The organism is Deltaproteobacteria bacterium (assembly GCA_016183175.1).
Classification (GTDB): domain Bacteria; phylum UBA10199; class UBA10199; order UBA10199; family SBBF01; genus JACPFC01.
In genome coordinates this window covers 1-26,178 of sequence record JACPFC010000002.1, presented here as the reverse complement: position 1 = coordinate 26,178, position 26,178 = coordinate 1, and the positions used below count along the sequence as shown (strand labels likewise).

The window sequence follows — 26,178 nt, the reverse complement described above, 5'->3', positions numbered from 1 at the left end:
TCCAAGCCGCGGTGCGTTAAAAAAATTTGATTTCTTCCCACGACCTGTTATTTTCACCCTCTATGCCAAACTACGATCTCACGCAAGAACAGGAAATGCTCCGGAAAACCATCCGCGATTTTGCGGAAAAGGAAATCAAGCCGGTTCGCCAACAACTGGATGAAAAGGAGGAATTCTCCTACGACCTCACGAAAAAAATGGGGGAACTTGGTCTTTTTGGAATGACCATTTCCCCCAACTACGGCGGCGGCGGGATGGAGACCCTTTCTTATGTCATCGCGGTTGAAGAACTGGCCCGCGTCGATGGCTGTCAGGCGGCTACGGTTGCGGCGGAGAATTCGCTCGGCATCGGGCCGATCTACAATTACGGAAACGAGGAGCAAAAGAAAAAATATCTCCCCGATCTCTGCTCCGGAAAAAAACTCTGGGGCTTTGGACTGACCGAGGCCGATGCCGGATCGGACGCCGGCAATTCCAAAACGCGGGCGGAATTGAAAAACGGCAAATGGGTCATCAACGGCTCAAAAATTTTCATCACCAACTCGGCAACCAAAATCACCGCGGGCGTTACCGTGCAGGCATTTACCGGTGTGAAAGGGGAAGGAAAAAAGGAAATCAGCTGTATTATAGTGGAACAGGGAACCCCCGGCTTTACCGCCAGGGAAATGCACAAAAAAATGACCTGGCGCTCCTCGAATACGGGCGAACTTTATTTTGACAACGTCACCGTTCCCGAATCCAATCTGCTGGGTAAAAAGGGAGGTGGCTTCCAGCAAATGCTGGCCACCCTCGACTCTGGTCGTCTTGGAATTGCGGCGATGGGTTTGGGAGGCTCCCAAGGGGCATTTGAGGCGGCGCTGGAATATTCAAAACAACGAAAGGCCTTTGGTCAGCCGATTTCAAAATTCCAGGTCAACGCCTTCAAGCTGGCCGATTGCGCCATGGAGATTGAGGCGGCGCGAAACCTCCTCTACAAGGCCTGCTGGCTTAAAGACCAGGGACGGCCGTTCGGCAAGGAGGCGGCAATGGCAAAACTTTATTGTTCCGAAGTTTTTTACCGCGTGGCCAACCATTGTGTTCAACTCCATGGTGGATATGGCCTCATGGAAGAATATCCGGCGGCCAAATTTTACCGGGACCAGAAACTGCTCGAGATCGGTGAAGGGACTTCCGAAATCCAGCGGATTGTGATATCAAGGTATTTGGGATGTTAAACACCGCAGGACAAACGATACCTCAAGATTTGCTTGATGAACTGACCGAGGTCTATCGGCAGGCGGATGAAATATGCGCCCAAAATCCGAATGCCGATCGGGAAATGATCGTACAAATTCTGCGCTGTCTCAAACATCCGCCGGATGTTAATCTTGGCTATGCCCTATTTCGAACAGGAAAAATTTCACCTTACCCCGACAGAGAGAAAGTTTCTTGAAACCCTGCTAAAGGATAAGGTTTCTTTTATGATCGTGGGGATGTCCGCCGCCATTTTGCAGGGAACCCCGTCGGTAACAAAGGACATCGATTTGTGGTTCAAGAAACTCGATGACCCCAATATAATGAAAGCCGCTCAAAAAGCCGGCGGCGCCTATGTTCCCACCATTCCCACAATCATGAACCCTCCCCAATTTGCCGGAGCAGGGTTGGATGTTTTTGATATCGTCACAAACGCGAGTGGGCTTGTTTCTTTTGACGAAGAATATAAAAATACCAAAACGGTTTTGATCGACAGCTTGCTATTGAGAGTCCTTCCACTTGAACGGGTTCTGGCCAGTAAAAAATCAGCCAATCGTCCCAAGGATCAGGCGGTCTTTTATGTTTTGGAACAGACTCTGCTGGCCCTTCAGAAAAAAAAATCAGCCCCTTGACGTACCGCAAACTGAAATTATAAAAATAATTGCCATGCCTATCTACGAATACCATTGCAAGTCATGCGGAAAAAATCTGGAAATCGTGCAGAAGATCTCCGAGACCCCCAAAAAGAAATGCCCTGAGTGCGGGGGAAAGTTGGAAAAGTTGATGTCGGCCACTTCGTTCGCGCTAAAAGGAACCGGGTGGTATAAAACCGACTATGCCCCCAAACCGGCCAAAAAAGAAGAGAAGAAGGAAGAAAAGAAAGAGGAAAAAAAGCCGGCCGCCTCAGAAAAAACATCCTTAAAGCCATCCGGCGAAACAGCCGCGAAGCCGTCCGGCGGTTCCGGATCTGCGGCTTCTGCCGCCGCTAAATCTTGATAAAATTCGGAGTGGATTCCACTCGCTTCATCCAGTTGACGATCGCGGGATACGCCGACAGGTCAAGTGCCCCCTCTTGGGCGACACAAATCTGCCCGTAGCAGGCAATATCGGCAAGAGTGTATGAACCGGCCAGATAGTCGTTTTTGGCGAGATGGCCGTTGAGAACGGCCAAATTTCCACCCGCCGATTTTCGCGTCCGCGACAGTTCGTCCTGATTAACCTTTTCTTTCGGCATAAACCGGGTCAAAAATCGCGCGGCGCCAATGTATCGGGAAAGCTTGCAGGCCTCAAACATCATCCATTCAAGCATTTTTCCCAATGTCTGCAGATCCTGCGGAATGAGATTGTTCGGCGCGAACTTTCGGCCCAGATAAAGAAGAATTGAATTCGATTCCCAAATCGCGTAATCGCCGTCGACCAGCGTGGGCACCTGTCCGTTCGGGTTGAGCTTGAGAAACCACTCCTTCTTCTGCTCTCCCCCTTTAAGATCCACCTGCCTGACTTCGTGATCGACCTGCAACTGGGACAAGGCCAGTTTAACCTTGTAGCTGTTTTGGGAAAGGAGATTATCGTAGAGGATAATTTTGGACATATTAATGTTTGAAATGCCGCATCCCGGTAAAGACCATGGCGAGGCCATGCTCATCCGCCGCCTTGACAACCTCATCATCGCGGACCGAACCGCCCGGCTGGAGGATAGCCGTGATCTTATTCTTTGCCGCCTCGTCAATGCCGTCGCGGAACGGAAAAAAAGCGTCTGAGGCCAGGACCGATCCTTTGAGCGATTTGTTTGCCTTCATCACGGCAATTTTCACCGAATCGACCCGGCTCATCTGCCCGGCACCGATTCCCAGAGTCTGCCCCCCCCTTGTAAAAACAATGGCGTTGGACTTCACATGCTTCACCACCTTCCAGGCAAAATCGAGCTCAACGTATTCCTCGCCGGTCGGTTTTCTTTTCGTCGGAACCGAACACTTTTTCAGATCGGCACTGCCGCGATCTTTTTCCTGCACCAGAAGACCCCCTCCCACCCGCTTATAGTCAAACTCGGCTCCCCTCCCGTTCCCAAAGGTATCGAGAACCATCAAACGAATGTTTTTTTTCGCCTCCAGCAGTTTAAAGGCATCCTCCTCAAAACCGGGGGCGATCACACACTCAAAGAATGTCTCGGAGATCGATTGCGCCGCTTTGGCGTCGATCCGGCGGTTCATCCCGATAATTCCCCCAAAACTGGATGCCGGGTCGCATTCCCTGGCCCGGACAAACGCATCGCGAAGGTCCTTCCCCACGGCAACGCCGCAGGGATTCGTGTGTTTGACGATCACGCAGGCGGGATCTTCAAATTCACGCACACACTCCAGCGCCGCCTCAAGATCGATGATGTTGTTGAACGAAAGCTCTTTCCCGTGCAGTTGCCGCGCGCGGGATATCACCCCGTCCCGGGGCGGGAGTTCGCGGTAATAGGCCGCCTTCTGATGCGGGTTTTCGCCATAACGGAGCCCCTGGAGCCTTTCAAACTGCAGGCTTAAATTCTGTGGAAAAACATCCCCGGCCTCGGCATTAAGCCTTCGGCTTAAATAATTGCTGACCGCCCCATCGTAGCGGGCCATGGTCTGGAAAACCTTGACCGCCAACTCAAAATTTGTCTTTTCACTGATAACCCCGCGACCGGTCTTCAACTCCTCCGCAAGTCGCGGGTAATCTTCCGGATCGACCACGACCGTGACATCCCGGTGATTTTTTGCGGCGGCGCGAAGCATGGTGGGCCCGCCGATATCGATGTTTTCCACCGCCTCATCGAGGGTGCATCCCTCTTTGGCGGCCGTCTTTTCAAAGGCATAGAGATTGACCACCACCAGATCGATGGGAAGAATCCCCAGCGCCTCCATCTCGCTTTGATGTTTGGGGTTGCTACGGATGCTTAAGATTCCTCCTTCGATCTTGGGATGAATGGTCTTGAGCCGCCCGTCCATCACCTCCGGCGAGCCGGTGTAGGCGGCGACATCCGTCGTTTTGATTCCATGTTCCCGCAAAAGTTTGGCTGTCCCTCCGGTGGAGAGGATTTCAATCCCGAAGGCTGAAAGAGTTTTGCAGAATTCGACCAGGCCTGTTTTGTCGGTCACGCTGACAATGGCGCGCTGGATTTTGGACATATTTTGGACATATTATGGTTTGGCGCTAAACAATCCGATGAGCGACTTCAGATCATCATCCGTCATGCTCACCCCCGCCCCGAAAAACCAGTCGGGGTCCTGCTCTTTGCTGATAAAATCATCCAGCCCACCAAGCAGGTAAAAACTTTTTGTGAGATTGACCGTCCCCATCCCCTTCAAATGGGGCCGTTCTCCCCGCTTTGTCTCGAAATCGAAAGCTTCGAGTTTGACCCCCACCGGCCCGTAGTCGTAGTCGACGCCGACGCCGCCGCTCGATTCGATCAACCCGCCGCGGAAGGTAAAGCCGTAATATTTTTTCGCCAGCTGGGCGGAAAAACGGAATTTGTCGAACTCGGTCTTGTTGACCTCCTCGGTGACCGTTGTCGTCACGCCGCCGGAGGTGATGGTGGACTCTTTGATCGTCCGTGTCGAATCGGGCGCCGGGTCGTCCACAAATTCAAGCAGGAAATATTTGTCCGGCTTGGGTTTCAACGCCAGCGAGACGTAATGCTTGAAATCCTGGGTTTCACCCAGATACTCGGTATGGTATCCGACGTCCACGCTTAATTTGTTGGCCCCCCCCAAAAGGCCGTTCAGATTGTCGAGCGACTCGTTCAACTTTTCGACCGTTTCGTCGTCGTGGATGAGTCTGCCGATGGTCCCCTCCCCCCGGTTGATTTTATCCGTGGCGACATGGATGTTGTCGAGGGTTGCGTCCACGTTTCCCATATTGCGCGCCACGAGGGCGTTCAAATTTTCCGAAACCGCCTTCATGTTGGCGATGATGGCGTTCAAGTTTCCTTCGTTTTGGGTGGACAGGCGGCTCAATGAATCGGTGATCTTTTCGATATTTTGAAGGCTTCGGGCAAATGACGAATCTTCGCCGGCCATGAGTGTTCTCATCGTGGCGGTGATCGCCTTCACATCGGCGGCAATGTCGGATAGCTGGCCGGTCAGCGAACTGATATCCCCCTGAAAGCTCACCTTACCGACAGTATCCTTCGACTTCAAAGTCTCCCTGATTTCCCCCGGCTGGTAGAGATCGATGTATGTATCCCCCAAAAACCCGATGGTGCGGATGCGCACCTCCACATCTTTGGACACCCTCACCCCCCGCTGGATGGCAAGAGAAAGCTGTGCCTTGTTTCCATTCAGCAGTTCGACATCGTTCAAAAAACCGACCGGCACCCCCGCGATCTGGACCGGCGTTTTTTTGGTGAGGCCGGTCGCCTCGTCGACAACCGCGTAAATGATGTACGACCCGCCTGGGAAAAGCGAGGTTTTGCTCAACCGGATGGTGATGTAGCCGAGAATAAAAATAACGATCAGGGCGAATAAACCGGCTTTTCGTTGGGGGGTCAGTTCAAAAGACATGGAGTTTGTCCCTTACCGAATTTTGACATCAATGACAACAAACTTAATCCCCTACATCTCCTCCCCCGTCGCTTTTCCTTCAAGAAATTGTTTCACGAAAGGATGTTTCGATTTCTCGAACGCCTCCTTTGTTCCTTCAACCAGAATAACCCCTTCGTGGATCATAGCGATTTTGTCGGCGATCCGGAAGCTCGCCTCGATGTCGTGGCTGATGACCACCGAGGTGATCCCCAACTGCTTTTGCGTGTTGATGATCAGCTGATCGATGGCGTCGGTCATGATAGGGTCCAGGCCGGTGGTCGGCTCGTCGTAGAGGAGAATTTGCGGAAGAAGCGCGATGGCGCGGGCAAGCCCCACCCTCTTTCTCATCCCGCCGGAAAGCTCGGAGGGCATTTTGTCATCGATGTTTTTGAGGCCGACCAGGCTTAAGACCTCGTGCACCCGGTTGTGCACCTGGTGGGCGGTCATTTGGGTATGTTCTCTCAACGGAAAGGCCACGTTGTCGAAGACATTCAGCGAGTCGAACAGGGCGGCGTTTTGAAAGAGCATCCCAAATTTTTTCCGGAACTCCTTCAACGCGTAGTCATCCAGCCGGGCAAGGTCGGTTCCATAAATAACCACATGTCCCTTGTCGGGGCGCAACAGGCCGATGATGTGTTTCAAGAGGACGCTTTTCCCCTCGCCGCTTCGCCCCAGAATAACGGTGATTTTTCCATCGGGAATCGTCAGATTGAGGCCGTTTAAGACCTTGTTGGCGCCGAATGATTTGTGGATATTCTTGAGTTCAATCATGTTTCCTGCTTCATGTTTCCTGCCTCATTTTTCAATCAGCTCCAAAATCCATTGGGTCAGGAAATAATCGACAACCAGGATTGTCACCGATGAAACAACAACCGCCCTTGTTGTGGCCCGGCCGACCCCTGCCGCCCCTCCTTTGGCCTTGTAGCCCTGATAACAACTGATCAACGCCAGAAGAAAACCAAACACCGCCGCCTTAAAGAGGCCGCCGAAGAGGTCCTCGTTGTCCACATAGTATTCCGCCCGCGAGACAAAAGGCCCCTCGGGGATCCCCAAAAGCCCGACTCCCACCATGTAAGCCCCCATGAAGCCGACAAAATTAAAAAGCCCGGTAAGGAGCGGGACCATGACGGTCGCGCCGACAATCCGCGGAATGACCAGATAGTGAAACGGATTGACCGCCATCGACTCGAGGGCATCGATCTGCTCGGTCACCCGCATGGTTCCCAGTTCCGCCGCCATCGCCGACCCGACCCGGGCGGTCACCATCAGCGCCGCAAAGACCGGCGCAATCTCGCGGGTGAGCGAAAGGCCGACGGTGGAGCCAACCAGCGTCTCGGCATTAAAGAGGCGAAAGGCGTAGCCGGTTTGAAGGGCGAAAACGGCGCCGGTAAAAAGGCTGACGAGCAGGATAATAGGGGTCGAATCGACGCCGATGACGTTCATCTGGTCGATCAGATTTTTCCAGCGAAAAGGTTTTTGGCCGATCCAGCGGAAAAAAGTGGCGCCGAATTTGGAGAGGGCGCCCAGTTCCTCGATAGTATGGATGGCAATGGAATTGAGTCTGATAAAAAAAGGCATTTACATCCCCAAATACACCCTCGGCACGCGCGACGAGATGCCGCAAAAAATCTCGTAAGAAATCGTATCGGCCCATTGGGCCAAATCGCAGGCCCGGATCTGCTCGGCCCCCTGCAAACCGATGAGCACCGCTTCGTCTCCGAGGGTGGCGCCGGGGACATCGGTGACATCGACCATCGTCAAATCCATGCAGACCCGGCCGACAACGGGAGCCCTCTTGCCGCGGACGAGAACGGAAGCCTTATTTGAAACCAGGCGCGGGTAGCCATCGGCGTATCCAATGGGCAAAGTAGCAATGAGGCTCTCCCGTTTCGTGACAAAAGTGCCGCCGTAGCTGATGGGAGAACCGGGACCGAAGCGTTTCAGGCTGATCACCCGTGATTTGAGCATTAGGACCGGCTTAAGATTGATTTTAGTCCTGTGTCGTTCGTGCGGATAGGCCCCATAGAGGATGATTCCCGGCCGGACCATTTCGAAGCCGTTTAATCTTTCGTCGATAATCGCGGCTGAATTGGCGATGTGAAAGATCGGGGCGTTAACCCCTTTTTCACTTAAAATTCTTTTGAGTTCGCAAAAAATGGTGAACTGTCTCTCGGAAGGCTCCGGCTCCGTTTCGTCCGCCCGGGCGAGATGCGTGAGAACACCCTCCACCTTCAGGAGGGGATTGGCTTTCAAAATAGAAACAAGCATTTCAATTTCGGATGGAAAAATACCGAGCCGACCCATGCCGGTATCAAGCTTGATATGGGCCTGACATTCCCGGTTGGTTTCCTTCAGATAGACGGCAAACCGGCGCACTTCATCCAGCTGATGGAGAACGGGACGCAGGCGATGCCGGAGAAATTCGTCCGGGGAGGAGGTCAGCAACCCCCCCAAAACAAAAATATTGGCGCGACTGCCGCCGCCTCGAAGCTCGATCCCCTCTTCCACCGTCGCCACGCCGAAGTCGTGTATACCGCATCCTTCGAGTGCACGGGTGCAAAAAAGGGCCCCATGGCCATAGGCGTTGGCCTTGACGATGGCCATAATGGATCGTTCTTTGGGGACTCGCTTCCGGATTTCCCGCGCATTATGACGGAGGGCGTTGAGGTCGATTTCGGCGGTTGTGGGACGATATTGGATCGGCATTACTTTGTATGTTTTATTCTGCGACGTAACACCACGTGTCGCATGCCATTCAGACACCAAGGCCTCGCAGAATTACACAGAATACTTGCTTTTATACGGAAATTCCTCGTATCTTACAACAGTTAATACACCTTATGATCCCCGACCGCGTCCAATTTGTGGGTCATTCGTGCTTATGGGTGACGCTTGATGGCCGGCATTTTCTGGTTGATGCCAACTTTTCGAGCCGGATTCTGGGTCTCTTTAAAAGACGCGCCCTTTTGGGCATCGATCTCGACAATCTGCCGGATGTTTCCGCCCTGCTCGTCACTCATGCCCACTATGACCATCTCGACATTTTTTCGTACAAATATTTTTCGCAGGACAAAAAGATCATCGTGCCGAAGGGAATCGGCGGTCTGGTAAAACGTTATATTCACAACCCGATTGCCGAACTCAAGGAATGGGAAACGGGTGACGCAACTTCAATTAAAATAACCGCCGTTCCTGCCAAACATTACGGCTTCCGCCTCTCGGGCCTTCGTTACACCAAATGCCTCGGATTTGTCCTGGAGGGTTCACAACATACCGTCTATCTGGCCGGTGACACCGCCTACGGTCCGCATTTTAAAGAAATCGGCGACAAATTCGCCATCGACATCGCCTGTCTTCCCATCGGATCTTTTCGTCCCGCCCGGTTCATGAAAAAACAGCATCTCAACCCCGAGGAGGCCCTGCGCGCGTTTGAAGATCTAAAGGCCAAAAAGATGATTCCGATCCACTGGGGGAGTTTTCGCCTCGCCATGGAAAAGGTGAATGAGCCGGTTGAATGGCTGAAAAAGTCGATTGCGGGAAAACCGGTTGCGGAATCGGTTGCCATTCTACAAACCGGCGAATCGTTTGATTTTTAATCGACAAATGGATTTTTGATAATTATATCCTCCCCCCTCTGCGGCCCGAGGGAGAGCATGATGACCGGAATTTCAAGAAAATCCTCAATCCGCCTGATATAATCACGGACATTTTTGGGAAGGTCTTTTGTTTTTTTTACGCGGCTCAATGTCTCCGGCCATCCTTTGGCCTCTTTATAGACCGGTTCACAACCGTTCAAAATTTCGAGATTCGCCGGAAGATCGCTGATGGTTTTGTCGCCATATTTGTAGGCGACGGCATATTTGATCGTTTCAAACCCGGAGAGGACATCGAGTTTGGTGAGGACAAGGCCTGTCAGGCCGTTGACGCGAACCGCATGCTTCAAGACAACGAGGTCGAGCCAGCCGCACCGGCGGGGACGGCCGGTTGTCGATCCAAACTCCCCCCCCTTTTCGCGAAGCCGCTCCCCCACTTTATCTTCGAGTTCGGTCGGAAACGGCCCCGATCCGACGCGCGTCGTATAGGCCTTCGAAATACCAACAACGGCATTGATGGCCGTCGGCCCAACTCCGGCTCCACTGCACGCACCGCCGGCAACCGTGTTGGACGAGGTGACAAACGGATAGGTCCCGTGATCGACATCGAGGCTCGTTCCCTGAGCCCCCTCAAACAGGATGCTCTTTCCCTTCTTGATGAGCCCATTGACCAGAAGCGACGTATTGGTCACATACTTTTTCAGGCGGCCGTACATATCGAGGTAGGAATCGACTATTTTTTCAATATCAAACGGCTCTGTTGCAAACATTTTCACAAACCGTTCGTTCCGGCGGGACAAGACCGTGTTAAGCTTTTCATGAAACGCCGCAGGCCAATCGAGATCGCAGAAGCGGATTCCCTTTCGGGCCATTTTGTCTTCGTAGCACGGACCGATCCCGCGGCCGGTTGTACCGATCTTGCCGGCGCCCGCGCGCTCCTCACGGAGCTGATCAAGCTTTTTATGGTACGGCATGATCAGATGGGCTTCATCGCTCACGCTCAACTGGGCGTCGTCCTTGAAAAAGCCCCTTTTCTTGATTGATTCGATTTCTTCGAGAAGGACTTCGGGATCGACAACCACACCGTTTCCGATGACACATTTCACCTTGGAATGGAGAATGCCGGAAGGAACCAGATGGAGAATCGTCGTCTCGCCTTTGACAACCAGCGTGTGGCCGGCGTTGTTCCCCCCCTGGAACCGGACCACCGCATCGGCGTGTTCGGTGAAGATATCGACAATCTTCCCCTTTCCCTCATCGCCCCACTGGGCGCCGACGATGACGACGTTTGGCATGATTTCTAGAGGACTACCTGCTGTACCGATATGATATCCGGCAATTTTTTGAGCTCCGCCAGAACCTTATCGCTGACATCCCCTTCAACATTATAAAAGGCGGTGGCCTTCCCCGTTTTGCTGTCGAGCCCCAGTTGCATCCGCGAGATGTTGATTTTGTTTTTGGCGAGGCAAGTGCCGACATTCCCCACAACCCCCGGTTTGTCCTGATTGAGAATCACCAGGATTTTTCCCTCCGGCACCGCCTCGAGATAATAATTGTCCACCCGGACAATCCGGGGATGGTTTTTGCCGAAGATCGTGCCGGCAACCACCGTCTGTTTGTCCTTGAATTTGAGAGTAACGGTGATAAGAGAGGCAAAATTCTCGTGATCGGATATCTTCGACTCGGTGAGTTTGATCCCCCGCTCTTTGGCGATATACGGCGCATTCACCGCATTGACCGACTCATCCTCCAGAATTGGCTCCAAAAGCCCCCTCAAAACGGAAACGGTGATGGGGGGGGTGGGGAGTTTGGTGATTTCACCGGCAAACTCAATCACCACCTCGTTTGGCGCCACGACCGCCATTTGCCCCTGAAGTTTTCCGATCTTTTCAGCAAGCTGGAGATAGGGCTGGAGGAGTTTCATGATTTCTCCCGAAACCGAAGGGACATTGACCGCATTCTCGATAGTGCCATTGACGAGGTAGGCGACAATCTGATGAGCAACATCGAGCGCCACATTCTCCTGCGCCTCTTCGGTGGCCGCCCCGAGATGCGGCGTGCAGATGACCTGTTCCAGCTTTAATAAAGGATTGTTCGGATCAACCGGTTCCTTCTCGAAAACATCCAGCGCCGCGCCGGCGATGATCTTTTCGTTGATGGCATCGACAAGATCCTTTTCGTTGACGATTCCGCCGCGCGCACAGTTGATGAGGTAAACCCCCCGCTTCATCTTGGCAAAGGCTTTGCTGTTGATCATGTTGGCGGTTTTTTCTGTTTTGGGAACATGAATGGTAATATAGTCGGATGTCTTGAGAAGTTGTTCCAGCTCCACCTTCTTGACCCCTGTTTTTTCAGCCATTTCGTCGGTGAGGAACGGGTCGAAGGCAATCACCTTCATTCTCAACCCCAGCGCCCGATCGGCCACGATTTTTCCGATGTTGCCGCAACCGATTATCCCCAACGTTTTTTGATAAAGCTCGCTCCCCATGAACCTGCTTTTTTCCCACTTGCCGCTTTTCACCGAGGCGGTGGCCAATGGAATCTGGCGGGTCAGCGCGCACATCATCGAAATGGCATGCTCCGCCGTGGTAACCGTGTTTCCGCCGGGGGTGTTTTCGACGATAATCCCTTTTTTGCTGGCCGCCGGCACATCCACATTGTCCACGCCGATTCCGGCGCGGCCGATGACTTTAAGTTTTTCGGCGGCATTGATGATATCCGCTGTCAGTTTGGTTCCACTGCGGATCACAATGGCATCGGCCGTTTTGATGGCGGCCTTGAGCTTGTCCAAGTCTTTGTGAACGGTCGGTTGATAATCGACTTCAATCCCTTTGGCTTCCTTGAGAATCGCCAGACCGGCATCGGAGAGTGAATCGGAAACAAGGACTTTCATGATGCAAATACCTCCATGGCTTTGGCAACGCCCTTCCCTTTTTCAAATTTGTACGCCATTTTGGTCAACGCCATTTCGATGCCGGACCAGACGGTGATCATGTCCATTTCGTCGTAATAGCCGAGATGCCCGATGCGGAAAATTTTTCCCTTCGCCGCATCCTGACCGCCCGCGATCGTCATGTTCAAATCATCGCGGAGAAATTTGACAACCTTGCCGGAATCCATCCCATCGGGGCCATAAATGGCGGTAATGGCATTCGACGGTGCCTCCGGCGCAAATAATTTCAATCCTATCGCCTTTGCCGCTTCGCGAACCATCCGCGCCATTTTGTCGTGACGGGCAAATATTTTCTCCAACCCTTCGGCTTGCATGTTTTTCAGAACAACGCGCAGACCCTGAATGAGTGAAACCGCCGGGGTCCAGGCGGTTGTATTGGCCTCGAGATTTTTCTTTTCGGTTTTGAAACTGAAATAAAATTTCGGCAGATTGCTTTTTTCGACAAAGGCCCATGCCTTTTGACTCACCGCCGCAAAGGCAAGCCCCGGCGGAAGCTGGAGCGCCTTCTGGGATCCGGAAACCAGAACGTCGATTCCCCATTCGTCCATCGGCAGAGAAAAAACACCGACGGCGGTGATTCCATCAACCACCAGAAGGGTTTTGTCGAATTTTTTAACGATCTGGGCGATTTCTTGGATGGGATGCATAACACCGGTTGATGTTTCTGAAGCCTGAATAAACACCGCGCGGTATTCTTTTTCTTTCAATTTTTTTTCAATCTCCGCGGCATTCACCGCATGACCCCACTCCACTTTAATGACATCGTGTGCGATGCCGTAGGCTTTGCAGATCTTCCACCACCGCTCGCCGAATTTTCCGCCGTCCACCACCAGCGCCCGGTCTCCCATAGAAAAGGTGTTGACGATGGAGGCCTCCATCGCGCCGGAACCGCTGGCGGCAAAGATGATGACTTCCTCCTTGGTCTGAAAAAGCCATTTCAACCCCTCGCGAACCTCCGCAATCACCTTTTCGAACGCCGGGGTGCGATGGTGCAAGATTGGCTTGGCCATTTCGGTCAAGACCTCTTCGGGAACGGGAGTGGGACCGGGGGCATAGAGGCGGTATTTCATAACGATTACCTTGTGTTAAAGAGTGGTTATGAGAAAGAGAAAACGCGGAATTTCTAACACATGGAAGGGAGAAGTCAAGCCGCTCAAAACCCGATCGTCGCCTCGCCCATTCCCCAGTTTCCGTCATCCATCAATTGGTAGGATTCATCCGAAATTCCGGTGGCGTTGGCATCGTCAATCGTCAAGGAGTCGATCTCTTCGTCGGAATCGTTGAAAAGTTCCAGGGTAATGGTGTTTTTCATGTCGCCGGCGGGGTTGCCGATCACCAGAAATTCGTCCGGCTGAAAATTATCGACATCACCCCCGGCGAAAAAGTTGAGAGAGGCCGATGGCGATGAAAATAATTCAGTCGCATCAGTTCCATCGTTCATCTCCAGCCGCCAGCCGGTCAGATCGACCGATTCCTCGCGGCCGTTTTGGATTTCGATCCATTCATCCGTCGAACCGACGGTCCCAGTGCCGGGCATGGAATTGAACAAAAAACCGTCGCCGCCGGATGAGTCGTTCCAGTCCTGCCGGGGATCGGTGACCACCTCGGTAAAATGGACATCGCCCGATTCAATGACTTCTGAAATATCGGCTGTTGATTCTTCGTCCGTTGACTCTTCCGATGGTGTGGCAAGAGTTTGACTGACCTCCCCGCTCCCCGGCGACGGAGTTTCATTGACAACAAAATCGACGGCGTTGTTTCCGGTATCGGCGCCCTCGATACGGCCCAGACTTTGTCCCGCGCCGGCCGTTGTCGCCGGGCTCCCCTCATAAAGAGGGTTGCCGTCGAAATCGGATAGGGGCAGATCTTCGCCATAACCGACGACATCCATAATGTCTCCCGAAGGGTCAACGAGTTGAATACTGTCGGGTCCGTTCTGCGGATCGAAATTGTCAATCAGATCGGCATTGTCAACATTGGTCTCGGACGTACTGCCGGTCTTCGAGTCGGCCACGACAAAAAAACCATCCTCTGGAACCGCCGTCTCCGCGGGGAACACAATCTCATCCGTTATTTGGCCATCCGCCCCGTTGACGAGACGAAGCAGATACCCCGACAGATCGCCCCCCGGCGTTCCATACAGTTCGACAAAAACATTTCCATCAGTGTCGGACTCGTCATCGTCATAGTAGATTTCGTTGATAACCAGAGATTCAGGGGAAAATGTTGATGAAACCGATTCGTCCGACGTCCCGGTTGAACCGTCGCCGCCATCGTCCGAACTGTCTCCAGGCTCATCTGAACTGTCCCACCCACTGTCATCCGCATGGAGCGAAAGATCTCTGCCGCACGACGCCATGAGGACAAACAGGCAAAAAATTGCAAGGCCGGCGGATTTCATTCCCTCCTCCACCGGTCGGAAAATCGCCCCTCCGTGAACAGATCGAGCTGGTCCGTTAACGCCTCGATTTTTTCGCGTAACAGAAGCGATTTGGCGCCTCCACTCCCCTTGAAGAGATAATACTTGGCTTGAGCCTCGCGCCGTTCCGAGTAGATTTTGAAGAGATAGTCGCTTAGAGCCAGACGGCTTTTGGAAATATCCCGCGCCTCCTGGCTGGCGGCGAGTGTGGATCGATGAAAGACCACCTCGTCCAACTGCCAGACGGCGCGAAAACGGAGCGTGTCCCCGTTAAAAAGCGTTTCGTCCTGATCGGTTTCGTCGGGGCCGACAGCAACGCCGCTTGTCGAGACCGAGACATTGTCGCTGATGCTGATGCCGGAGGTTTTTCTCAACGCCCGGTCGTAACCGGCATAAAGGGTGGGGAGCCAGGGCGCCGCCTTCATCTTCTTTTTCCATTCCTGAATCTGCCCCAGATCGAGTTTTTCCCTCCTGAAGGCCTCTTGCGCAATTTCCGAAAAGGCCGGCTCACTCTTGCGGATGCGGGCCATTTCGGTTTCGGCCTTTTGGAGGGAATAGGCAAAGGGGGCCGGCGCTATCGTGAATGAGAGAATGAATCCCCAAACCATTAAGAAGGTTCGCATCGCCTGGCCCCCTTTGCCGTGCACTGTCCGATGCACAAATCGCATCGGCGCCGATTTCGGAAAGCAAATTGCGTGCCATTTACGGCAGGGTGTAGGGTTTGGGGTGTAGGGTTTAGGGAAAACAGAGAGTTATACATACGACCCACGATTCACGATCCACGATCCACGAACAAAACCGACCGAAATTCGGACGGTACCGTCCGAAAATCGGACGGTTGGTTTTTGGAGAGGAGCTTCAAATGCGTTTAATTCGCAGATGAAGGAGAAAAAAAGTGGCATGAAATTTGCTTGGAGATCGACTTGGTGCCCCGGTAGCTTCCGCCAAAAAACTTGGCGGACCCGCCACGCAGTGTGGCGGGCAGTGGATAGAGCCTACCTCTGACTAAGGTACGGTCCTAGGTTCGATTCCTAGCCGGGACGCCTGCAAAGGGAGTGGGCTTAAATCAGAGGGCTCCTTTTAATCATATAATTGACTTTTTATGAGGATGCTCTATACTTGGAATTACCTTAGTCAGGGGTGGCTCTTAATGAGCTATCTGAAAAACCCGCGGGCGTCGGCCGGCGGGTTTTTTATTTCGGCCCTATTGCTGTGTTTGATTCATTGCGGCGGATCTTTAAATCTTAAATCAGATCAATCCTATGACTCCTCTCCTTCAATTGACGAACCGGAAACCATCAGCGGTATTTTGACCATCATCGCCATCGACGTCGGCCAAGGGGATGCCACGCTTCTCATCACCCCTTCTGGACAAACTATATTAATAGATGGGGGTGGAATTGAGGACGGGATTGAAGATATCCTCCCCCTCTTTTCCCATCTTGGCGTCACCCATTTGGATTATCTCTTCGTCTCCCACTACGATGCCGACCATATCGGCGGCATTTATGAGGTAGTTGCAGGAAATGACGGAGAATTGGAAACAAAAGACGACATTCTTCCGTCCATCACCTATGACAACAGCGGCACGCCGTCGGATGCGTCGGTCGTCTTTGATCACTACGCAACCGCCGTCGCCTCATCCCGGCAAACCCTCTTGCCGGGGGATGAAATTGATATCGGCGACGGCGTTGTCATTGACTGCCTCATTAATAACGGGGTGACGGCCGACGGCAGATCGCTCCCCGTCGAGGACGATGACAACGGCGCGAGCATGGGGCTTTTAATTACCTACGGAGATTTTCAGTATTTTACGGCAGGTGACTTGCCCGGCGGGGGACAATCCGGAGCCGAAACCACCGTCGATGCCGAAGGCCTTGTCGCCCCGCTTGTCGGCGAAGTGGACCTGCTTCATGTCAATCATCACGGAAGCAAGACGAGCAGTTCAGAATATTTCCTTGAGACACTTCGGCCGACCATCTCGATTATCTCCGTGGGGGATAACAACACCTACGGCCACCCCCATTCCGAAGTCCTCTCCCGGCTGTCTGCGATCGGCACGGAGATCTACCAGACGGAAGCAGGCGCCGGAGGTCTTTTGCCCGAGGCGCATATTATTGACGATTCCATATTCATCTATGTTGAGGCTAATGGAGGTTATACAGTGAACGGAGATCCCTATGAGTCAAAACGCTCTAATTCCAATTGAACGGATTGAAAATCGCCGGCCCTTTTCGTTTGACACTCCAAAGATAGGTTCCTATATTCGCTTCGGCTATGAGAAAGCGAGCCGACGGACTTGCTCCGCGGCGAGCGAGGGGGGTACGGGGGCGCCTGAGGCAAAGCCCCCGATATAATGGCGCGGTAGCCAAGTGGTAAGGCAAAGGTCTGCAAAACCTTTATACGTCGGTTCAATTCCGACCCGCGCCTCATCAAGTGCAGGGTTTAGGGTATAGGGTTTAGGGCATAGGGTCTTTAACATTTTTCCTTCATTCACCATTTTCGTTTTACCCTAAACCCTACGCCCTAAGCCCTAGTCCCTGCCGTTAATGCCCGGGTGGTGGAATTGGTAGACACACAGGACTTAAAATCCTGAGTTCCAGCAATGGGACGTGCCGGTTCGATTCCGGCCCCGGGCACACTCACCTTGCAGATTTGTCCCAACTTCCCGGAAGCGAACCGGCACAGGCGCGGTTCGATGGCGAAGCCCTATCCTGGGACGGCCTAGCCGCAGTACCCGGAGGGGATTCCGGCCCCGGGCAGGCCCCCGACAGCTTTGCTTGAGGTCACTCGTGGCCCTTCAACTTCGTTCAGGACAAGCCTGGGCGTACCTTTGACCCCGATAAAATAAATGGCCCAGGCGCCCCGCATTGTTCGTTCCAACCGGCTCAAGAATTGTGGTACAGTTATGGCGTGCCGTTAAAGCAGAGAAAACGAAATCTGTACGATCCGCAATCGAAGGAGCCCTTCAAACTCAGCCGCTCCAAGCTGGAAAATTTCGTCAAATGCCCCCGTTGTTTTTACCTCGACCGTCGCTTGGGCATTGATCGGCCCTCAATGCCCGGTTTTACCCTTAACACTGCCGTGGACGCTCTCCTGAAAAAAGAGTTCGATATCTACCGGGCCAAAAAAGAACCGCACCCGCTGATGAAGGAACATGGGGTAAAGGCCATTCCGTTTAGCCACCCCGACCTCAATATCTGGCGCGAGAATTTCAAGGGGCTTGAGTATCATCACAAATCCACCAACTTTATCATCTCCGGTGCCATTGACGACGTATGGGTCACGCCCGATAAGAAACTGATCGTCGTCGATTACAAGGCCACCAGCAAGGAGGGAGAAATTACCCTCGATGACGAATGGAAGGAAAGCTACAAGCGGCAGATGGAAATTTATCAATGGATCCTACGCGGCATGGGGTTTGAGGTGCAGGATACCGGGTATTTTGTGTATGCCAACGGCCGGAAGGATCTTCCGACCTTTGACGGCAACCTGGCCTTTTACATGCAGTTGATTCCGTACACGGCGGATTCGTCGTGGGTTGAAAAGGCGGTGAAGGACGCGTGGGCATGCTTGGCATCCAACACGATGCCGGCGTGTCGGGATGAATGCGAGTTTTGTACCTATCGGAAATTGATACATGATCACGAAAATTAGGGCGCTTGGTTTTGTTTTTGGCCTGCTTTTGTTCTGGTATTTTCCGCTTTGGGCCGAGATCGGCAAGCCGGTTTTCACCTACAAGGTGGTTTCCGTCTCGGATGGGGATACGTTTATTGCCACGGACGGGAATGTGTCGTTTCGCGTGCGGATTGCCGCCATGGACGCCACCGAAAAGGGACAGCCCTATTCCAAAATAGCCACCTACCGTTTAAAACAAATTCTCATGGCCGGAAACGTGACCATTAATCCCATAGGCAAAGGGCAGGACCGGTATGGGAGAGTCCTGGGGGCGGTCTTTGTTGGGAAAGAGGATGTGGCGCTTTTGATGATTCAGGAAGGTTTGGCGACCTATTACAGGCCGTCTTGCCGGGATTATCCCGCAGACGGGAACAAATACAATTATGACCCCGCGATTTACGTGGAGGCGGAAAAACAAGCCAGAAAACTCGGAAAAAATATCTGGTCGCAGACCGAAGTGGAGCTACCTTGCCAATACAGGCATAGGCAGTGAAACTATGTGGATTTAATTTAAAATTAACTTTTAAATATAATATTATTTCTTTTACCTCTTAAAAAAGTAAAATAAATAATACCTCTTGACTCAGTTTTCATTTTTTTATAGTAAATCCATCCAAATCCTAGAGGGAGGATCCCATGGAAGACGTTAAACAGAAATTACTAGAATTAGAATCTCAAGTTTCATCTATTAAAGATGCCACCCTTCGAAAAGTGGCTTTTGAAAAATTACTGGATCATACATTTGCCACACTGAGCAGTAAAATGTCACCGACAAAGGTAAAAGTGAAGACAAGACGTGTTAAAGGGAAAAAATCGTCGACTAATCTTTATTATTCGGAATCCATGATTCGTGACGATATTAAAAAAATGAATGTGGGAGGCACCCTTAAAGGGCTTCCCAACTTTAAGGAATGTAAATCAAAAATAGACGGTTACCTCTGGATTTTAGCTTACGGGAAAACCCATAAGATCGACGGATTGAATCTCCATGAAATTGCTTATATTCTAAGCAAAAAATTATTCAGGACAACAAAGTATAGTACCGTTTTTGGTATTCGCAGAAAAGTAAAAGATGGCTTGGTAATCAGGGAACCGGACACCGAAAACTGGTGCATTACTCCTGATGGTGAAACCTATTTAAAAAATCTAAATAAGGAGGAAAAATAAATGGCAAAGGTAACCCTTAATCTTCCAGATGGAACAAAAGCTTATATAGAGGGTAGTATTGAGGAGATAAAAAATATCCTTTCTTTGCATGGACTTAAAAAAGGAGTCCCAACAAATCTAAAAGAAAAATCTCGATCAAACAAAGCAAAAGCAACAGGCCCACGAGGCTGGTTACGCGAGCTTGTCGAGGAGGGTTTTTTCAAACAACCAAAATTTATGAAGAACATGTTGGAAGAATTAAAAAGCCGGAGCCATCATTTAAAACCGGCAGATTTAACCTTATCTCTCAAGTTTTTTTGCCATGAAAAAAAACTGAGAAGACTACCTAAACAAAAAGGGGAAATGCTTCAATGGGTAAATTGGTAAAGCCGTAGACCGCAAATACTAAAGATATTTTGGAGCATGTTTTTTCGAATAAACATGTAGCTTCTCTTTTAAAACACTACCAAGATGCATTGTTGAAATATCAGGAGCAAGACTGGGAAGGCATCGCAAAAACGGGGAAGTTCGTAGAGGCGATTCTAAAGGCCGTTGCAACGCGCGGATGGTTCATACGACGATTCTTTGCACTTATTGATTCCCCGCGCTTGTCGGGTAATCTATGACATCGCGAGCAATATGGGTGCGAGGCATGACCCTGACGAGATAGATACAAATTCAATTGAGGCGATGTGTGGCTACTCTTATCAAGGAACTGAACAGCAAAGCCAATGATTGATGCGACAAAGATACTAGCTGGTTTACCATCGGGATTACGGGATCCGCTCTTGAAAAGTTACCAGGAAATCGGGGCGAATTTCGCTGAACATAGATGGGAGCCATCCGAACTCAATGGCGGCAAATTCTGCGAGGTAGTTTATACGGTTATCGAGGGGAGCATCGCTGAAAAATTTGCTGCAAAGCCATCAAAGCTAAAAGACATGGTGAAAGCCTGCCGTGCTCTCGAGGGTTTGCCAGCAAACCCCAGCCGCGTTGGCGACAGAAGTCTTCGCGTGCTTATTCCACGGGTTCTCCCGGCTCTTTATGAGATAAGAAATAACCGAGGTGTCGGACATGTCGGAGGGGACGTAGACCCAAACTTTCTCGATGCTACCGCAGTGTACGGAATGGCAAGTTGGGTCCTCGCCGAACTGGTACGTATATTTCATCGTGTATCAACGAAGGAAGCACAGGAAGCTGTTGATGCACTCATCGAGCGTAAACTCCCACTAATCTGGGAAGTTGGTGACATGAAACGGGTGCTCGATCCTGCAATGTCAAATAGCGATCAGGTACTCTTGTTCCTGCATAAGGAGCCAGCATGGGTACCAGTTAAAGAGCTGGCGAGTTGGGTCGAGTACAGTAGCGTGAGTATGTTCCGGACTCGGGTCTTGGAGCCTCTTCATAAGGCGCGTCTTATTGAGCACGACCGAGTAAAGTTTCGGGTTCATATTTCTCCGCTGGGGTCTAAGGAAGTTGAAGAGAAAATAATAAAGTCACGACAAAACGAGTAGGCGCGAATAAATATGAATCACGAGATACACAGTTACATCAACGGTGAAAACCTTGGGGTCAGGTTCTAACAGCGGACTAGTTGTGTCCTTGCATGCTCAATCTGGTCCACTGTCACGACCCGCCCCATTTACAAACTGGAATCAAAAAGGAATTAAAATAATGATTCAAAACAAACAAATAATCTGCTAGTTATATTCCAAGTAAGGCTCCTTCCTGTCTCTATGGCCCCTCAATTACACACTTTCAAGTTTATTGACCTGTTTGCCGGCATCGGTGGCATGAGAATCGCGTTTGAAGCGGCTGGTGGGACCTGCGTTTTCTCATCTGAGTGGAACAAGTTTGCCCAACTTACCTATCAAACCAACTTTGGTGAAATGCCGGCAGGTGACATCAGGGAAATGGCAAGTGCCAAAATACCGGATCACAACATTCTGGTGGCTGGTTTTCCATGTCAGCCCTTTTCCATTTCGGGAGTATCAAAGAAAAATTCTCTTGGCAGACCTCACGGGTTTGACGACCCGACACAGGGCACCCTCTTTTTCGAAATCAAAAGGATCCTGAAAGACAAACGGCCGGATGCCTTCCTGCTGGAAAATGTCAAAAATCTTGTCAGCCATGAGAAGGACAGAACTCTCTGGACAATCTCAAATGCGTAACAGCAAATGGACCAGAGAGGAACTGATACTTGCCTTTAACCTTTATTGTAAAATTTCTTTTGGAAGTATTCATAACCGTAATCCTCAAATTATTGAACTTGCCAAAGCCATAGACAGGACCCCTTCGGCGGTTTCATGGAAGTTGGCGAACTTTGCAAGACTCGATCCCTCGTTAAAGAAGAGGAATATCAAAGGAGCTTCTCATGGTTCCAAAGGCGAGGAAGAAATTTGGGAGGAGTTTAATGACAATTGGGAAAAATTAGCTTTTGAAAGTGAGCGGTTTTTGGCTGGTGCTTTTCATAAACCCATTGAACAAGTCACTGATATTAAAACGGACGATTTACCTCGTGAAGGTAAAGAACGAGAAACCATTGTCCGAGCACGCGTGAATCAGCAATTTTTTCGAAAGGCTGTTTTATCGGCGTATGATTTTAAATGTTGCATTACGGGTCTTCCCGTTGTCGATCTGCTTAACGCAAGTCATATCGTGCCTTGGTCGGTTGACGAAAAGAATCGTGTCAATCCCCGTAATGGACTTTGCCTCAATGTGCTTCATGACAGGGCTTTTGATAGGGGCTTGATGACAATTACTGCCGAGTTTGAGATCCGTTTGTCAAAAGTATTGTTGCATGATAAATCAGACAAGGCGACACGAGATTTCTTTCTGGATTATAAGGGACAAAAAATGAATCTGCCGAATCGTTTTGTGCCTGACGCAACTTTTCTTAAGCATCACAACGATCATATTTTTATAAATTGAGGTAGCTATGGAAAATATTTGCTTCCACTATTTGTATCGAGACGCCAGTAATTTTAAGAGGTGGGGTTGTATTGTTTTTTCGAACCCTAAAGGACTGACCCCGGCCCCGGTTTCCAATCAAATCAAAGAAATGATACCCGATGATCTTTTTATTGCCGATCAGGTTCGGCTTCCTGAACTCTTTATTTACAACACTGAACCGCTCAATCCTGATGATCACTGCTTCCACGAATTTTCTAAAACCGAAGCAACAGACGAGAAGGTGAATGATCCCTTTCATCGCACCATCGGCGATTTCATTGATGAAATAACAAGGGCGCAGAAGGAAGGATGGCAAGTCTTTGTTCCCTGGGAGCGTTGTTATGAGCATTACTTGGCGGGCTAAGGAGGGAAAATGCGATACCTCAAAGATTACCAAGGGACAGCAATACGCCTGACCGATGAGCGGCTTGCCCATATCCTTGAACACCCGGAAATGGCGCCCATGGAAAAAGCTATTGTTGAGGCTTTATTAAAACCGGAATGTGTTATACAATCTAAAAGCAGTGAAGATACTCATTTATACTACCGATATTATGCAAAGACACAAGTTGGGGGAAAGTTTCTGTGTGTTGTCGTTAAGGCCAAAGAGGTGGATGCTTTTATTTTGACGGCTTATTTGACTGATAAGATTAAGAAGGGAGAAATTCTATGGAGCGCAAAGACATAAAAGTTTGGTATGACCAAGAAGGAGATTATTTAGAAGTTATGTTTGAAAATAAGGTGGGGTATTTTCGGGCAACCGATAATGATCTAGTCATGGAAAAAGTGGATGAAAAAGGACACATCTTAGGTTTTTCAGTTCAGCAGGTCAGTACTGTAAAGAAAACACCGCTTGAAGTAACATTGGCACAATCCTTGTAACGTAATTGTCCTCGACCATCCTTTTGACGAACTACAAGCAGGCCCCCAATGTGATCACTTTCGAGAACTTCTTCAAATTCCATCTCGATCCGGCCATGCAACGCTGGAAAGAGGCTGGTGCAGTCTAAAAAAAAACCCTGGGGTCAGGTTCTGACAGCGGACCAGTTGTACTTTTGCATGCTCAACCTAGCCTCCTCTGTCCACCCCATACGACAAAAATGATTTATCCCTCCCCCTCGTTCACTAATCAAGGAATTTCCTTTTTCGGATCAGGAAGATAACCCCTGACAGATGGATGATTTTTAATCCAATGCTCAAAGGAGAATCGTTTTGCCCGTGTCGGGGGGATGGGGGATTATCGCCCAAAGCCTTTAACCTTGGTGAATTCCGACTTCACGCCATGCGGGGATGGCGGTACCATGAGCTGGTTAATGACTTGGAAAACCAGTTTGAATTGGTGATCGTATTTTTTCTCCATCTTTTCAAGCTTCTGGGCCAGGTCTTTATTGGCGTTGATGATCTGGCGTAAACGGACAAAGGCCCGGACAACTTGGACGCTGGCCCTGACGGCTACTTCACTATTGAGAATGCTAGCCAGCATAATGGCACCGTACTCGGTAAAAGCGTAGGAAAGTGACCGTGAGAATTTGAGGCTGGCGAGGTGGCCGCAATTTGCGGCGACCTCCATATGCTCCTCTTTGGTGAGGAGAAACATGAAATCCGCTGGAAACCGCACCTTGTTACGCCGGACCTGCTCCCTCAGCCTTTTGGTAGTGACGCCATAAACATGGGCCAGATCGGCATCGATCATGACCTTCTGGCCTCGGATTAAAAGGATGATTTGTTCAATTTGACCTTCCGCAACAAGAGCGACCTGAGCTGACATATTCCCTCCCATGAAATTACCCCTTCCACAAAGTGGTCCTTTAGGATCGGGGCTAAAAAATTTACCCCCAACACGACTGATAAGGTTTTCGGCTGGCGAACCGTGGGAGTTGCTTAAAAAAATAAAAAACTACGGTCGGCGGGATTTGAGAAAATTTTTGATGCCAAAATAGAGAAACCAGAGACCACAGAGAACCACAACGACACCCACAAAGATTGAAGTTTTTCTTGTAAGTGGGATGCTCGCCTCTCCCAAACGAGCGGGAAGAGTCCTATCAATCAAAGTGAAAATCCCAACACCCATTGTCAATAAACCAATACTCGTGCTTACCAACCCATTGACTACTTTTCTCATAGGCTATTTATTCTTTTTCGATTTTTTGGATGAACTCGCTTGTTGCATTACAAAGACCAGCAAAGGGTGTACTGGGTGCTGGCGATCCGGGTGTAGCACCGTCAACGCATTCGGCAACACTTTTTATCACCTCCTGCCCCTGCGGTGTTGAGGCCGCGCCTGCCAGCGAATACCAGGCCGATTGTGCCGTATTCCAGGCGGCAAGGCCAACAATTTTTGCGGCGCGGCACAGACCGACGCCGGCGCGAATCAAAAACCCTCCCGCCGCAGGGAAGATATCCAATCCACTCACTACCCCCGCAGAGAGGCCAAACCCGGCGGCAAAAACCCCCGTCCCGGCGGCAACCCCCGAAACGACCGCTTTTTTGGCTTGGTTAAAATATTCCTTCTTGAATTCTTCCCCGTTTTTGAAGCCGGAGAGTGCGGCTTGATAATCCCACGGGTCCATCCGGGGATCGGGATAAACAGGATAAGACTGCTGAGAAATTTCGTTGGACATAAAAAATCCTCCTTCCCTGTTGAGTAAGCAATTCTCGTGCCATTTCCGGCAGGGTTAGGGTGTAGAGTTTAGGGTGTAGGGAAAACAAGGGGTTAGAATGATGGCGAGTGATTCATTGCTCCCGGTTGTGTTGGCTGATCGACCTATTTTCGGACGGTACCGTCCAATTTTGAGACGATTTTCGGTCTATTCTTTGATTTGAACGCCGCGGGGGGTGATAATGATATTCGTTTTAAAGGCCTTGGCAAGGCAATGGAGGACCCACAGGGAGGGATTTTTGAGGACCTTGGGGGATTCGAGCTTTTGGTAGTACTTGAGGCTGACGCCGAAATTCTCGACAAAGTCTTGGTTGAGCCCGCGCTGGGTTCTGACTTTGACCAACTGCCGGGCAAGTTCTTTGAGCAACTGGGCCTTTTGCAAGAAAACCTCCTTTTGGAGGTTTGATGATAGACGAATCGCCCTTTACATAAACCTCCGATAGGAGGTATAATTTTTCAACGCTTTAAGAGGGAGTCGATTCATGGACGATTCACCGGTCAAGTTTGTTTTCTCGTTTGACGACATGAGGAAATTGTTTGAGGACCTGCTGAAACTTTATGATGAGTTTGAAGAAGGAGAGTTTAGGCGGGCCTATCCGCATTTGAATGAACTTCTGGCGGGTGACGCGAGTGGGCCCCCCAACAGAGGTTGAAGGCCGCTCCTCCCTTCGTCGGCCTGAAACCGATGGTGGGGGTGACGAAGCGGCAGGCCCCGTTTGGCGCGCGAGTGCGCGGGAAAATTCAATGGTTTTTTCCACCAAACGGCGATAAATTCTGTCGTATGCCCCGCACCGGATGGTTTTCGAAAAACGGACCGAAATTTTTGTGGAACCCATGATCGATTTGAAGAAAAAATTCAACGAGATGTCGGTCTTATCCCCCCTTCTGACTCTCTACACCCTGATTTATTTGGGGCTGATGATCTACGACTTCGCGGCGCGGGAAAAATTCGACATGCCGACCGGGATGATGGCGGTTTACATCGCCCTGGTGGGGGC

General features: G+C 50.7%; 32 protein-coding genes and 2 tRNA genes. 20 read left to right on the top strand and 14 right to left on the bottom strand.

The genetic code is table 11. The features are described 5' to 3' along the window. The first annotated feature begins 62 nt into the window (after positions 1 to 62). Genes HYU99_00265 through HYU99_00250 form a run of 4 tightly spaced genes read left to right on the top strand, consistent with a single transcriptional unit; the run spans position 63 to position 2,229 of the window. The gene (locus tag HYU99_00265; protein MBI2338793.1) at positions 63 to 1,214 is read left to right on the top strand and encodes an acyl-CoA dehydrogenase family protein; all 1,152 of its coding nucleotides are present in this window, start codon (positions 63 to 65) and stop codon (positions 1,212 to 1,214) included. Further along, positions 1,208 to 1,432 (top strand): hypothetical protein, encoded by a 225-nt coding sequence (locus tag HYU99_00260; GenBank protein MBI2338792.1) that lies wholly within the window; start codon positions 1,208 to 1,210, stop codon positions 1,430 to 1,432. Before HYU99_00265 ends, HYU99_00260 begins: the two co-directional genes overlap by 7 nt. A 28-nt stretch (positions 1,433 to 1,460) precedes the next feature. Continuing rightward, positions 1,461 to 1,865 (top strand): hypothetical protein, encoded by a 405-nt coding sequence (locus HYU99_00255; protein ID MBI2338791.1) that lies wholly within the window; start codon positions 1,461 to 1,463, stop codon positions 1,863 to 1,865. 34 nt (positions 1,866 to 1,899) lie between these two features. Beyond that, complete coding sequence (locus HYU99_00250; protein MBI2338790.1) at positions 1,900 to 2,229, top strand: zinc ribbon domain-containing protein; 330 nt, start codon at positions 1,900 to 1,902, stop codon at positions 2,227 to 2,229. On the opposite strand, the gene HYU99_00245 is transcribed toward HYU99_00250, so the two are convergent. Genes HYU99_00245 through alr form a run of 6 tightly spaced genes read right to left on the bottom strand, consistent with a single transcriptional unit; the run spans position 2,219 to position 8,486 of the window. Further along, entirely contained in the window at positions 2,219 to 2,824 is a 606-nt protein-coding gene (locus HYU99_00245) for a glutathione S-transferase family protein (protein ID MBI2338789.1), read from the bottom strand. The genes HYU99_00250 and HYU99_00245 overlap by 11 nt on opposite strands. Before the next feature lies 1 nt (position 2,825). Further along, on the bottom strand, positions 2,826 to 4,385 hold the full coding sequence (gene purH, locus HYU99_00240; GenBank protein ID MBI2338788.1) for a bifunctional phosphoribosylaminoimidazolecarboxamide formyltransferase/IMP cyclohydrolase: 1,560 nt from the start codon (positions 4,383 to 4,385) through the stop codon (positions 2,826 to 2,828). 12 nt (positions 4,386 to 4,397) lie between these two features. Continuing rightward, positions 4,398 to 5,759: an MCE family protein gene (locus HYU99_00235; GenBank protein ID MBI2338787.1), complete on the bottom strand. Its 1,362-nt coding sequence runs from the start codon at positions 5,757 to 5,759 to the stop codon at positions 4,398 to 4,400. A gap of 51 nt (positions 5,760 to 5,810) precedes the next feature. Next, entirely contained in the window at positions 5,811 to 6,551 is a 741-nt protein-coding gene (locus HYU99_00230) for an ABC transporter ATP-binding protein (protein ID MBI2338786.1), read from the bottom strand. A 24-nt stretch (positions 6,552 to 6,575) separates the two neighbouring features. After that, positions 6,576 to 7,358, bottom strand: a complete 783-nt coding sequence (locus HYU99_00225; protein ID MBI2338785.1) for an ABC transporter permease — start codon at positions 7,356 to 7,358, stop codon at positions 6,576 to 6,578. Beyond that, the gene (gene alr / locus HYU99_00220; GenBank protein ID MBI2338784.1) at positions 7,359 to 8,486 is read right to left on the bottom strand and encodes an alanine racemase; all 1,128 of its coding nucleotides are present in this window, start codon (positions 8,484 to 8,486) and stop codon (positions 7,359 to 7,361) included. It abuts the gene before it with no gap. A 134-nt stretch (positions 8,487 to 8,620) separates the two neighbouring features. On the opposite strand from alr, the gene HYU99_00215 reads away from it, so the two are divergent. After that, positions 8,621 to 9,376: an MBL fold metallo-hydrolase gene (locus HYU99_00215; GenBank protein MBI2338783.1), complete on the top strand. Its 756-nt coding sequence runs from the start codon at positions 8,621 to 8,623 to the stop codon at positions 9,374 to 9,376. Here the strand turns inward: HYU99_00215 and HYU99_00210 are convergent. The 5 genes from HYU99_00210 to HYU99_00190 form a co-directional block, all read right to left on the bottom strand. After that, positions 9,373 to 10,668: an adenylosuccinate synthase gene (locus HYU99_00210; protein ID MBI2338782.1), complete on the bottom strand. Its 1,296-nt coding sequence runs from the start codon at positions 10,666 to 10,668 to the stop codon at positions 9,373 to 9,375. The two genes, HYU99_00215 and HYU99_00210, sit on opposite strands and share 4 nt — an antisense overlap. 5 nt (positions 10,669 to 10,673) lie before the next feature. After that, on the bottom strand, positions 10,674 to 12,266 hold the full coding sequence (locus tag HYU99_00205) for a phosphoglycerate dehydrogenase (GenBank protein MBI2338781.1): 1,593 nt from the start codon (positions 12,264 to 12,266) through the stop codon (positions 10,674 to 10,676). Beyond that, complete coding sequence (locus tag HYU99_00200; protein MBI2338780.1) at positions 12,263 to 13,396, bottom strand: alanine--glyoxylate aminotransferase family protein; 1,134 nt, start codon at positions 13,394 to 13,396, stop codon at positions 12,263 to 12,265. Before HYU99_00200 ends, HYU99_00205 begins: the two co-directional genes overlap by 4 nt. 83 nt (positions 13,397 to 13,479) lie before the next feature. Further along, a complete protein-coding gene (locus HYU99_00195) occupies positions 13,480 to 14,727 on the bottom strand; it encodes a lamin tail domain-containing protein (GenBank protein ID MBI2338779.1) in 1,248 nt (415 codons plus the stop codon). Then, positions 14,724 to 15,368 (bottom strand): hypothetical protein, encoded by a 645-nt coding sequence (locus HYU99_00190; protein MBI2338778.1) that lies wholly within the window; start codon positions 15,366 to 15,368, stop codon positions 14,724 to 14,726. Before HYU99_00190 ends, HYU99_00195 begins: the two co-directional genes overlap by 4 nt. A 527-nt stretch (positions 15,369 to 15,895) precedes the next feature. On the opposite strand from HYU99_00190, the gene HYU99_00185 reads away from it, so the two are divergent. The 13 genes from HYU99_00185 to HYU99_00125 all read left to right on the top strand — a co-directional run bounded on the left by HYU99_00185 (position 15,896) and on the right by HYU99_00125 (position 23,403). Continuing rightward, a complete protein-coding gene (locus HYU99_00185) occupies positions 15,896 to 16,954 on the top strand; it encodes an MBL fold metallo-hydrolase (GenBank protein ID MBI2338777.1) in 1,059 nt (352 codons plus the stop codon). Between the two features lie 149 nt (positions 16,955 to 17,103). Beyond that, positions 17,104 to 17,175: transfer RNA gene (locus HYU99_00180), tRNA-Cys, on the top strand. Positions 17,176 to 17,296: 121 nt separating this feature from the next. Further along, positions 17,297 to 17,384, top strand: a tRNA-Leu gene (locus HYU99_00175). 274 nt (positions 17,385 to 17,658) lie between these two features. Then, positions 17,659 to 18,402, top strand: coding sequence for a PD-(D/E)XK nuclease family protein (locus HYU99_00170; protein MBI2338776.1), 744 nt, complete (start codon positions 17,659 to 17,661; stop codon positions 18,400 to 18,402). Continuing rightward, a complete protein-coding gene (locus tag HYU99_00165) occupies positions 18,386 to 18,916 on the top strand; it encodes a thermonuclease family protein (protein ID MBI2338775.1) in 531 nt (176 codons plus the stop codon). The genes HYU99_00170 and HYU99_00165 overlap by 17 nt, the downstream gene beginning before the upstream one ends. 143 nt (positions 18,917 to 19,059) lie before the next feature. Beyond that, on the top strand, positions 19,060 to 19,590 hold the full coding sequence (locus HYU99_00160; GenBank protein ID MBI2338774.1) for a hypothetical protein: 531 nt from the start codon (positions 19,060 to 19,062) through the stop codon (positions 19,588 to 19,590). Beyond that, positions 19,591 to 19,956, top strand: coding sequence for a hypothetical protein (locus HYU99_00155; GenBank protein MBI2338773.1), 366 nt, complete (start codon positions 19,591 to 19,593; stop codon positions 19,954 to 19,956). Between the two features lie 344 nt (positions 19,957 to 20,300). Continuing rightward, positions 20,301 to 21,083: a hypothetical protein gene (locus HYU99_00150; protein MBI2338772.1), complete on the top strand. Its 783-nt coding sequence runs from the start codon at positions 20,301 to 20,303 to the stop codon at positions 21,081 to 21,083. A 222-nt stretch (positions 21,084 to 21,305) separates the two neighbouring features. After that, complete coding sequence (dcm, locus tag HYU99_00145; GenBank protein MBI2338771.1) at positions 21,306 to 21,740, top strand: DNA (cytosine-5-)-methyltransferase; 435 nt, start codon at positions 21,306 to 21,308, stop codon at positions 21,738 to 21,740. Further along, entirely contained in the window at positions 21,733 to 22,500 is a 768-nt protein-coding gene (locus tag HYU99_00140; GenBank protein ID MBI2338770.1) for an HNH endonuclease, read from the top strand. Before dcm ends, HYU99_00140 begins: the two co-directional genes overlap by 8 nt. A gap of 7 nt (positions 22,501 to 22,507) precedes the next feature. Next, complete coding sequence (locus HYU99_00135) at positions 22,508 to 22,885, top strand: hypothetical protein (GenBank protein MBI2338769.1); 378 nt, start codon at positions 22,508 to 22,510, stop codon at positions 22,883 to 22,885. Between the two features lie 9 nt (positions 22,886 to 22,894). After that, positions 22,895 to 23,209, top strand: a complete 315-nt coding sequence (locus HYU99_00130) for a hypothetical protein (GenBank protein ID MBI2338768.1) — start codon at positions 22,895 to 22,897, stop codon at positions 23,207 to 23,209. Then, complete coding sequence (locus tag HYU99_00125; protein ID MBI2338767.1) at positions 23,191 to 23,403, top strand: DUF2283 domain-containing protein; 213 nt, start codon at positions 23,191 to 23,193, stop codon at positions 23,401 to 23,403. The genes HYU99_00130 and HYU99_00125 overlap by 19 nt, the downstream gene beginning before the upstream one ends. A 355-nt stretch (positions 23,404 to 23,758) precedes the next feature. Here the strand turns inward: HYU99_00125 and HYU99_00120 are convergent, their stop codons facing one another. From HYU99_00120 to HYU99_00110, 3 genes are all read right to left on the bottom strand, one after another. Continuing rightward, positions 23,759 to 24,289 carry an ORF6N domain-containing protein gene (locus HYU99_00120; protein ID MBI2338766.1) on the bottom strand — a complete coding sequence of 177 codons (531 nt, stop codon included), beginning with the start codon at positions 24,287 to 24,289 and terminating at the stop codon, positions 23,759 to 23,761. A gap of 361 nt (positions 24,290 to 24,650) precedes the next feature. Then, entirely contained in the window at positions 24,651 to 25,142 is a 492-nt protein-coding gene (locus tag HYU99_00115) for a hypothetical protein (GenBank protein MBI2338765.1), read from the bottom strand. 186 nt (positions 25,143 to 25,328) lie between these two features. After that, positions 25,329 to 25,562, bottom strand: a complete 234-nt coding sequence (locus HYU99_00110; GenBank protein ID MBI2338764.1) for a hypothetical protein — start codon at positions 25,560 to 25,562, stop codon at positions 25,329 to 25,331. Between the two features lie 100 nt (positions 25,563 to 25,662). On the opposite strand from HYU99_00110, the gene HYU99_00105 reads away from it, so the two are divergent. Together HYU99_00105 and HYU99_00100 are read left to right on the top strand one after the other, a co-directional pair. Further along, positions 25,663 to 25,833, top strand: coding sequence for a hypothetical protein (locus HYU99_00105; GenBank protein ID MBI2338763.1), 171 nt, complete (start codon positions 25,663 to 25,665; stop codon positions 25,831 to 25,833). Between the two features lie 172 nt (positions 25,834 to 26,005). After that, positions 26,006 to 26,178: hypothetical protein (locus HYU99_00100; GenBank protein ID MBI2338762.1), on the top strand; the 173-nt coding region annotated here is incomplete at its 3' end.

What these genes read in the sequence shown, in the direction of transcription:
- HYU99_00160 (MBI2338774.1), top strand. Translation starts at nt 19,060, where the DNA reads ATGGAAGACGTTAAACAGAAATTACTAGAATTAGAATCTCAAGTTTCA.
- HYU99_00130 (MBI2338768.1), top strand. Translation starts at nt 22,895, where the DNA reads ATGCGATACCTCAAAGATTACCAAGGGACAGCAATACGCCTGACCGAT.
- HYU99_00205 (MBI2338781.1), bottom strand. Translation starts at nt 12,266, where the DNA reads ATGAAAGTCCTTGTTTCCGATTCACTCTCCGATGCCGGTCTGGCGATT.
- HYU99_00230 (MBI2338786.1), bottom strand. Translation starts at nt 6,551, where the DNA reads ATGATTGAACTCAAGAATATCCACAAATCATTCGGCGCCAACAAGGTC.
- HYU99_00245 (MBI2338789.1), bottom strand. Translation starts at nt 2,824, where the DNA reads ATGTCCAAAATTATCCTCTACGATAATCTCCTTTCCCAAAACAGCTAC.
- HYU99_00235 (MBI2338787.1), bottom strand. Translation starts at nt 5,759, where the DNA reads ATGTCTTTTGAACTGACCCCCCAACGAAAAGCCGGTTTATTCGCCCTG.
- purH (MBI2338788.1), bottom strand. Translation starts at nt 4,385, where the DNA reads ATGTCCAAAATCCAGCGCGCCATTGTCAGCGTGACCGACAAAACAGGC.
- HYU99_00215 (MBI2338783.1), top strand. Translation starts at nt 8,621, where the DNA reads ATGATCCCCGACCGCGTCCAATTTGTGGGTCATTCGTGCTTATGGGTG.
- HYU99_00225 (MBI2338785.1), bottom strand. Translation starts at nt 7,358, where the DNA reads ATGCCTTTTTTTATCAGACTCAATTCCATTGCCATCCATACTATCGAG.
- alr (MBI2338784.1), bottom strand. Translation starts at nt 8,486, where the DNA reads ATGCCGATCCAATATCGTCCCACAACCGCCGAAATCGACCTCAACGCC.
- HYU99_00190 (MBI2338778.1), bottom strand. Translation starts at nt 15,368, where the DNA reads ATGCGAACCTTCTTAATGGTTTGGGGATTCATTCTCTCATTCACGATA.
- HYU99_00135 (MBI2338769.1), top strand. Translation starts at nt 22,508, where the DNA reads ATGGAAAATATTTGCTTCCACTATTTGTATCGAGACGCCAGTAATTTT.
- HYU99_00150 (MBI2338772.1), top strand. Translation starts at nt 20,301, where the DNA reads ATGATTGATGCGACAAAGATACTAGCTGGTTTACCATCGGGATTACGG.
- HYU99_00120 (MBI2338766.1), bottom strand. Translation starts at nt 24,289, where the DNA reads ATGTCAGCTCAGGTCGCTCTTGTTGCGGAAGGTCAAATTGAACAAATC.
- HYU99_00260 (MBI2338792.1), top strand. Translation starts at nt 1,208, where the DNA reads ATGTTAAACACCGCAGGACAAACGATACCTCAAGATTTGCTTGATGAA.
- HYU99_00250 (MBI2338790.1), top strand. Translation starts at nt 1,900, where the DNA reads ATGCCTATCTACGAATACCATTGCAAGTCATGCGGAAAAAATCTGGAA.
- HYU99_00105 (MBI2338763.1), top strand. Translation starts at nt 25,663, where the DNA reads ATGGACGATTCACCGGTCAAGTTTGTTTTCTCGTTTGACGACATGAGG.
- HYU99_00255 (MBI2338791.1), top strand. Translation starts at nt 1,461, where the DNA reads ATGATCGTGGGGATGTCCGCCGCCATTTTGCAGGGAACCCCGTCGGTA.
- HYU99_00125 (MBI2338767.1), top strand. Translation starts at nt 23,191, where the DNA reads ATGGAGCGCAAAGACATAAAAGTTTGGTATGACCAAGAAGGAGATTAT.
- dcm (MBI2338771.1), top strand. Translation starts at nt 21,306, where the DNA reads ATGGCCCCTCAATTACACACTTTCAAGTTTATTGACCTGTTTGCCGGC.
- HYU99_00210 (MBI2338782.1), bottom strand. Translation starts at nt 10,668, where the DNA reads ATGCCAAACGTCGTCATCGTCGGCGCCCAGTGGGGCGATGAGGGAAAG.
- HYU99_00140 (MBI2338770.1), top strand. Translation starts at nt 21,733, where the DNA reads ATGCGTAACAGCAAATGGACCAGAGAGGAACTGATACTTGCCTTTAAC.
- HYU99_00185 (MBI2338777.1), top strand. Translation starts at nt 15,896, where the DNA reads ATGAGCTATCTGAAAAACCCGCGGGCGTCGGCCGGCGGGTTTTTTATT.
- HYU99_00115 (MBI2338765.1), bottom strand. Translation starts at nt 25,142, where the DNA reads ATGTCCAACGAAATTTCTCAGCAGTCTTATCCTGTTTATCCCGATCCC.
- HYU99_00200 (MBI2338780.1), bottom strand. Translation starts at nt 13,396, where the DNA reads ATGAAATACCGCCTCTATGCCCCCGGTCCCACTCCCGTTCCCGAAGAG.
- HYU99_00265 (MBI2338793.1), top strand. Translation starts at nt 63, where the DNA reads ATGCCAAACTACGATCTCACGCAAGAACAGGAAATGCTCCGGAAAACC.
- HYU99_00165 (MBI2338775.1), top strand. Translation starts at nt 18,386, where the DNA reads ATGATCACGAAAATTAGGGCGCTTGGTTTTGTTTTTGGCCTGCTTTTG.
- HYU99_00155 (MBI2338773.1), top strand. Translation starts at nt 19,591, where the DNA reads ATGGCAAAGGTAACCCTTAATCTTCCAGATGGAACAAAAGCTTATATA.
- HYU99_00195 (MBI2338779.1), bottom strand. Translation starts at nt 14,727, where the DNA reads ATGAAATCCGCCGGCCTTGCAATTTTTTGCCTGTTTGTCCTCATGGCG.